Raw genomic sequence first — 6,000 nt, 5'->3', positions numbered from 1 at the left:
GCCCCGTACGCCCGAGCGCCTGGGTGGTGGGTTGGGGTTTCCCTGCTTCCCCCCCCCCCCCCGAGGGCGGGGGGGGGGTTCCCCCCCCAGGACCTAGCAGGCTTCGACGAGACGCGTCCTGAGCGCCGTCACCACCGCCGGGTCGAGCCCGACGCGGCCGGTGACGTACGCGTCCACGGAGCCGTACCGCGCGCGCAGGTCGTCGAGGAAGAGCCGGATGATGTCGGCGGGTGCCCGGCCGTAGCCCGGCCAGCGCAGCTCGCGGCCGGGGTGGGAGGCCCGCCAGTCGGCGATCAGCCGCTCCGTGGCCAGCTCGGTGAGGGCGAAGTCCGCGAGGATCTCCTCGTCAGGCACGCCCACGAGGGCGAGGACGACGGCGGCGAGCAGCCCCGTACGGTCCTTCCCGGACGCGCAGTGGAAGACGAGCGGGCCGTCGGCGGAGGCGATGACCTCCAGGGCCGTGCGGAGTTCCACCGCACCGTCCTCGGCGACCTCGGCGAACCGGTCGGCGAGGTAGCGCCAGGGGTCGAGAGCCGGGTCGATCTCCGCCTGGTCGTAGGGGCGGTGCTCGATGGAGAGGTTGTGCCAGGAGACGCTCTCGGTCTCCGGGAGACGGCCCTTGGCGGCGATCTCCCACGGGTAGCGCAGGTCGATCACGGTGGTCACGTCGAGCGCTCGGAAGCGCTCCAGATCGGCGGGGCCGGCGTCCGCGAGCTTGGCGAGGGAGTCGGAACGGTAGAGGGTCTCCCACCGCACGGTCCCGCCGTCGGCGGTCCGATAGCCGCCCAGGTCACGGAAGTTGTGGAGTCGCTCGAAGGGGATGTGTCGTCTCACGGCGCCAATGTACGCGCCGGGGAGCGGAGTTCGGGGCTCCGGCCGCCCTTCGGGCGGCGACGGGAAGGTGACGACAGGACTAGGCGCCGACGGCGGCCCAGAAGTGCCCGGCGATGTCGTCGAGATAGGCGCGGCCCTCGTCGCCGGTGCCGGCCGAGGCGCCCCAGCTGCTGGTCGCCGCCATCCGGGCGTGGTAGTCGGCGTGCAGCCGCTGGAGGGCGTACTCCAGGGTCTGTTTGGGCAGCGGCAGCATCTTCACGGCCGGTTTCACGTAGGCCTGCCAGCGGTGGGTGGTGGCGGCGTCCCGCAGCAGTTCCGCGAGGCGCTCGTCGCCGCCGGTGGCGGTGATCAGGGCGCGCGGGCCGAGACCGAGGACCTCGGCGAGGGCGGCCGTCTGGCGTTCGGTGCCGCGCCAGCTGCCCTCGTCCTCCATGCGCTGGTACGCGTGGGCCGAGACGCCGACCCGCCGGGCCAGCTCCTCGGGGGCGAGGCCGCGCGCCATCCGGTGCTCGCGGAGCGTGGAGGCGGCGGCGATGAGGTCGGCGGGGGCGCACCACAGGACGCCCGCGAGGGCGGTGAGCTCCTGCTCGCTGGGGAGGGCCCGGCCGCGTTCCCATGCGACGACGGCGTCGGGGGTGACGAAGAGGCCGTACTGCGCGCGCAGGCCGTACGCGACGTGACCTGGCGTCATGCCGAGCCCCTCGCGGAAGCGCCGCGCGGCCAGGGCGTCGAAGGGCGGGGATGGTTGGTGCACCCGGTCAACCTAGGTGCGGAGGGTGACGGCTGGCTACGGTGCGTTCGCCCAAACATGCGAAATCGTAGGAACATGGGAACCGGCCGGTAACCGCGGGTGGCGGGGGAGCGGACGATCAGTGACCGCGGGCGGAGCCGTCGAGCCAGCGGTACTGGAGCTCCGGCCGTCCGATCTGACCGTACTGCGGGGCGCGCACGGCCCGCCCCTCGGTCACCAGGTGTTCAAGATAGCGGCGCGCGGTGATCCGGGAGATCCCGACGGCCGCACCGGCCTCGGCGGCGGTGAGCCCGGCCGGAGTGGACCGGAGGGACCGGGTCACGGACTCCAGGGTGGGCGCGCTCAGGCCCTTGGGGAGGGTGGTGGGGTGCGGGGCCCGGAGCGTGGCGAGCGCCCGGTCGACCTCGTCCTGCCCGGAGGCCTCGCCGGCGGTCGCCCGGAACTCGGCGTACCGGGCGAGCCGGTCCCGCAGGGTCGCGAAGGCGAAGGGCTTGAGGACGTACTGGACGACGCCGAGCGAGACGCCCTCGCGGACGATGGCCAGGTCGCGGGCGGAGGTCACGGCGATGACGTCGGCGGAGTGCCCTGCGGCGCGCAGCGCGCGCAGCAGCTGGAGGCCGTGGCCGTCCGGCAGGTAGAGGTCGAGCAGGATCAGATCGACGGGTGTCTTCTCGAGCAGCCGCACGGCGGCGGCCCGGGAGTGGGCGACGCCGACGACGGTGAATCCGTCGACGCGCCCGGTGTAGAGGGCATGGGCGTCGGCGGCGACGGGATCGTCCTCGACGACGAGCACCCGCAGGGGAGGCACGCTCACGAGACCACCTCGGAAGGGTCGGTGGGGGGCGGGGTGCCGCCGCCCGGCCCGGGGGACGGGGTGCCGGACGCGGCGGGCCCTTGAACGGGGCCGGAAGCGGGCCGGGGGGCCGGGCCGGCGGGGGCCGGTCCCGTCTCCGGTCCGGCCTCCCGCGGCGACGGCACCGGCGAGGGGATCGGGGACGGTATCGGCGAGGGGATCGGGGACGGCACCGGCGACGGTATCGGCGAGGGCGAGGGCGAGGGCGAGGGCGAGGGCGAGGGCGAGGGCGAGGGCGAGGGCGAGGGCGACGGGGCCGGCAGCGGCAGTCGTACGGTGAACCGCGCCCCGCCCCCCTCCGCGTCCGTCACGTCCAGCGAGCCCGCCGCGCGGGAGACCGCCTGGCCCACCAGTGCCAGACCCAGGCCCCGGCCAGGGCCCCGGGTCGTCCAGCCTCGGCCCAGGACCGCGTCGCGGTCGGCCGGGCGGACGCCGGGGCCGGTGTCGGCCACCCGGAGGAGCAGTTCGCCGTCCCCCGTGCGCGCCGCGACCGTGACCGTCACGCGCGCGTGCGGGGTGCCGCCCGCCGCCTCCACCGCGTTGTCGATGAGGTTGCCGAGGATCGTCACCAGGTCCCGGGAGGGCAGCGCCGCCGGCACCAGGCCGTCGTCGATGCGGCTGTCCTCCGTCAGGACCAGCTCCACGCCCCGCTCGTTCGCCTGCGCCGCCTTGCCGAGCAGCAGCGCCGCGAGCACCGGCTCCCCGACGGCGTCCACGACCCGGTCCGTGAGTGCCTGGGCCAGCTCCAGCTCCGCCGTCGCGAACTCCACCGCCTCCGCCACCCGGCCCAGCTCGATGAGCGACACGACCGTGTGCAGCCGGTTCGCCGCCTCGTGGGCCTGCGAGCGGAGCGCCTCCGTGAACCCCCGCTCCGAGTCCAGCTCGCCCGACAGCGCCTGGAGCTCCGTACGGTCCCGGAAGGTGGCGACCGTGCCGCGCCGCTCCCCGCCCACCACCGGCCGGGTGTTGACCACCAGCACCCGGTCCGCCGTCAGATGCGTCTCGTCGACCCGCGGCTCCGAGGACAGCAGGGCACCGGTCAGCGTCGCGGGGAGGCCGAGTTCCGCCGCCGGACGGCCGACGACCCCCTCGTGCAGGCCCAGCAGCTCCCGCGCCCCGTCGTTGATGAGCGCGATGCGCCGCCGTCCGTCGAGCATCACGAGCCCCTCGCGGACCGCGTGCAGCGCCGCTTCGTGGTAGTCGTGCATGCGGCTCAGCTCCGTCGCGTTCATGCCGTGCGTGTGGCGCCGCAGCCGCGCGTTGATCACGTACGTCCCCGCCCCGCCGAGCGCGAGCGCCACGCCCGCCATGCCGAGCAGCGCGGTGACCTGCTCCCGCACCTGCTCGCTGATCTTGTCGATCGTGATGCCCGCGCTGACCAGCGCCACCACCCGGCCGCCGCTGTCGAAGACGGGCGCCACCGTCCGTACGGAGGGACCGAGCACTCCCAGGTGGGTCTCGGAGTGCGTCCGGCCCGCCGCCGCCTCCTCGATGTGTCCGAGGTAGGTCCGGCCGATCTGCTCGGGCTCGGGGTGGGTCCAGCGCGTGCCGTCCGGCGCCATGATCACCACGAAGGCCACGCCCGCGTGGCGGCGCAGGGCCTCGGCGTACGGCTGGAGCACCGCCGTCGGGTCGGCCGACCGCGCCGCGGCGACCACGGACGGGGAGTCGGCGACGGCCGCGGCGGTCGAGGTGGCCTGGCGCCGCGCGGTCTCCTCGGCCTGCACCCGGTCCGTGACGTATGCGAAGACCGCGCACCCGGCCACGACGACGGCCACGAGCACGACCTGCATCGCGAAGAGCTGGCCGGCCAGGCTGCGGGGGTGGGGGAGGGGGAAACGCATGCGGGTAAGTGTGCACGGGGGACGGTGCGCCGACGCATTGCGTTCCCGAATCGTTCCCTCGACGCCCTCCTCACCTGCGTCGATGCCCGCCTCACCTGCGTCGTTCGCCCCGTCCGCACGGTTCGGTCGTGAACGAAACGTACGTAACCGTGACCCCGGTCACAGGCTGATGGATGCTCTCGGAGTCCACCGGGACGTGGACACCCATCAGCACGAGGAGGACCCCGTGGCCGCACGACGGGACCGTACGCACTATCTGTATCTGGCCGTGATCGGAGCCGTGGTACTCGGCATCGCGGTCGGGTTCCTGGCGCCCGGCGTCGCCGTCGAGCTGAAGCCGCTGGGGACCGGCTTCGTCAATCTGATCAAGATGATGATCTCGCCGATCATCTTCTGCACGATCGTGCTCGGCGTCGGATCGGTCCGGAAGGCCGCGAAGGTCGGCGCTGTCGGCGGTCTCGCCCTCGGCTACTTCCTCGTCATGTCGACCGTGGCCCTCGCGATCGGCCTCGTCGTCGGCAACCTCCTGGAGCCCGGCTCCGGGCTGCACCTCACCAAGGAGCTGGCCGAGGCCGGTGCCAAGCAGGCCGAGGGCGCGAGCGAGTCCACGCCGGACTTCCTGCTCGGGATCATCCCGACGACCATCGTCTCCGCCTTCACCGAGGGCGAGGTCCTCCAGACCCTCCTCGTCGCGCTGCTCGCCGGGTTCGCACTCCAGGCCATGGGCGCGGCGGGCGAACCGGTTCTGCGCGGGATCGGGCACATCCAGCGGCTCGTCTTCCGCATTCTCGGCATGATCATGTGGGTCGCCCCGGTCGGCGCGTTCGGCGCGATCGCGGCCGTCGTCGGCGCGACCGGTGTCGACGCGCTCAAGTCTCTCGCCGTCATCATGATCGGCTTCTATCTGACCTGTGCGATCTTCGTGTTCGTGGTCCTCGGGGCGCTTCTCCGGCTGGTCGCCGGGCTCAACATCTGGACCCTCCTCAAGTACCTGGGCCGCGAGTTCCTGCTGATCCTCTCCACCTCCTCGTCCGAGTCCGCGCTGCCGCGGCTCATCGCGAAGATGGAGCACCTGGGCGTCAGCAAGCCGGTCGTCGGCATCACCGTGCCGACCGGCTACTCCTTCAACCTCGACGGCACCGCGATCTACCTGACGATGGCCTCGCTCTTCGTCGCCGAGGCGATGGGAGACCCGCTCTCCGTCGGCGAGCAGATCTCCCTCCTCGTCTTCATGATCATCGCCTCGAAGGGTGCGGCGGGCGTCACCGGCGCCGGGCTCGCCACCCTCGCGGGCGGCCTGCAGTCGCACCGGCCCGAGCTGGTCGACGGGGTGGGCCTGATCGTCGGCATCGACCGCTTCATGAGCGAGGCGCGCGCGCTGACCAACTTCGCGGGCAACGCGGTCGCGACGGTGCTCGTCGGCACGTGGACGAAGGAGATCGACAAGGAGCGGGTGGCGGACGTGCTGGCCGGGCGGGTGCCGTTCGACGAGAAGACGCTGGTGGACGACCACGCGCCGGCTCCCGCCGAGGTTCCGGACCAGCGGGCGGAGGAGGGCGAGGAGAAGGCGCGGGCGGGCGTCTGACGACACCGGGCCGTGCGGGGGCGGGCGTCTGACGACACCGGGCCGTGCGGGGAGGGGCCCAGGGGGGCCGGGCGGGGCAGCGGGAGCGGGGCCGGGCCGGCGCGTGGGGCCCTTCCCCCACTCCGCCTCCACC

The 6,000-nt window shown here is 73.7% G+C and carries 5 protein-coding genes; 1 reads left to right on the top strand and 4 read right to left on the bottom strand.

The window, feature by feature from the left end; genetic code table 11:
• Positions 1-93: 93 nt before the first annotated feature.
• The 4 genes from ACZ4XX_RS11355 to ACZ4XX_RS11340 form a co-directional block, all read right to left on the bottom strand.
• A complete protein-coding gene (locus ACZ4XX_RS11355; protein WP_468507701.1) occupies positions 94-834 on the bottom strand; it encodes a tyrosine-protein phosphatase in 741 nt (246 codons plus the stop codon).
• Positions 835-913: 79 nt separating this feature from the next.
• Positions 914-1,525: a helix-turn-helix domain-containing protein gene (locus ACZ4XX_RS11350; protein ID WP_468507807.1), complete on the bottom strand. Its 612-nt coding sequence runs from the start codon at positions 1,523-1,525 to the stop codon at positions 914-916.
• A 178-nt stretch (positions 1,526-1,703) separates the two neighbouring features.
• Positions 1,704-2,399 (bottom strand): response regulator, encoded by a 696-nt coding sequence (locus tag ACZ4XX_RS11345; RefSeq protein ID WP_468507700.1) that lies wholly within the window; start codon positions 2,397-2,399, stop codon positions 1,704-1,706.
• The gene (locus tag ACZ4XX_RS11340; RefSeq protein WP_468507699.1) at positions 2,396-4,282 is read right to left on the bottom strand and encodes a sensor histidine kinase; all 1,887 of its coding nucleotides are present in this window, start codon (positions 4,280-4,282) and stop codon (positions 2,396-2,398) included. Before ACZ4XX_RS11340 ends, ACZ4XX_RS11345 begins: the two co-directional genes overlap by 4 nt.
• Before the next feature lie 169 nt (positions 4,283-4,451).
• Between ACZ4XX_RS11340 and ACZ4XX_RS11335 the strand changes: the two genes are divergently transcribed.
• Positions 4,452-5,867, top strand: coding sequence for a cation:dicarboxylate symporter family transporter (locus ACZ4XX_RS11335; protein ID WP_468507698.1), 1,416 nt, complete (start codon positions 4,452-4,454; stop codon positions 5,865-5,867).
• The last annotated feature ends 133 nt before the right edge of the window (positions 5,868-6,000 follow it).

This window comes from Streptomyces sp. NPDC029956 (assembly GCF_055574655.1).
Note: the sequence above shows the minus strand (reverse complement) of the source record. Positions and strands in the feature narration are given on the sequence as shown.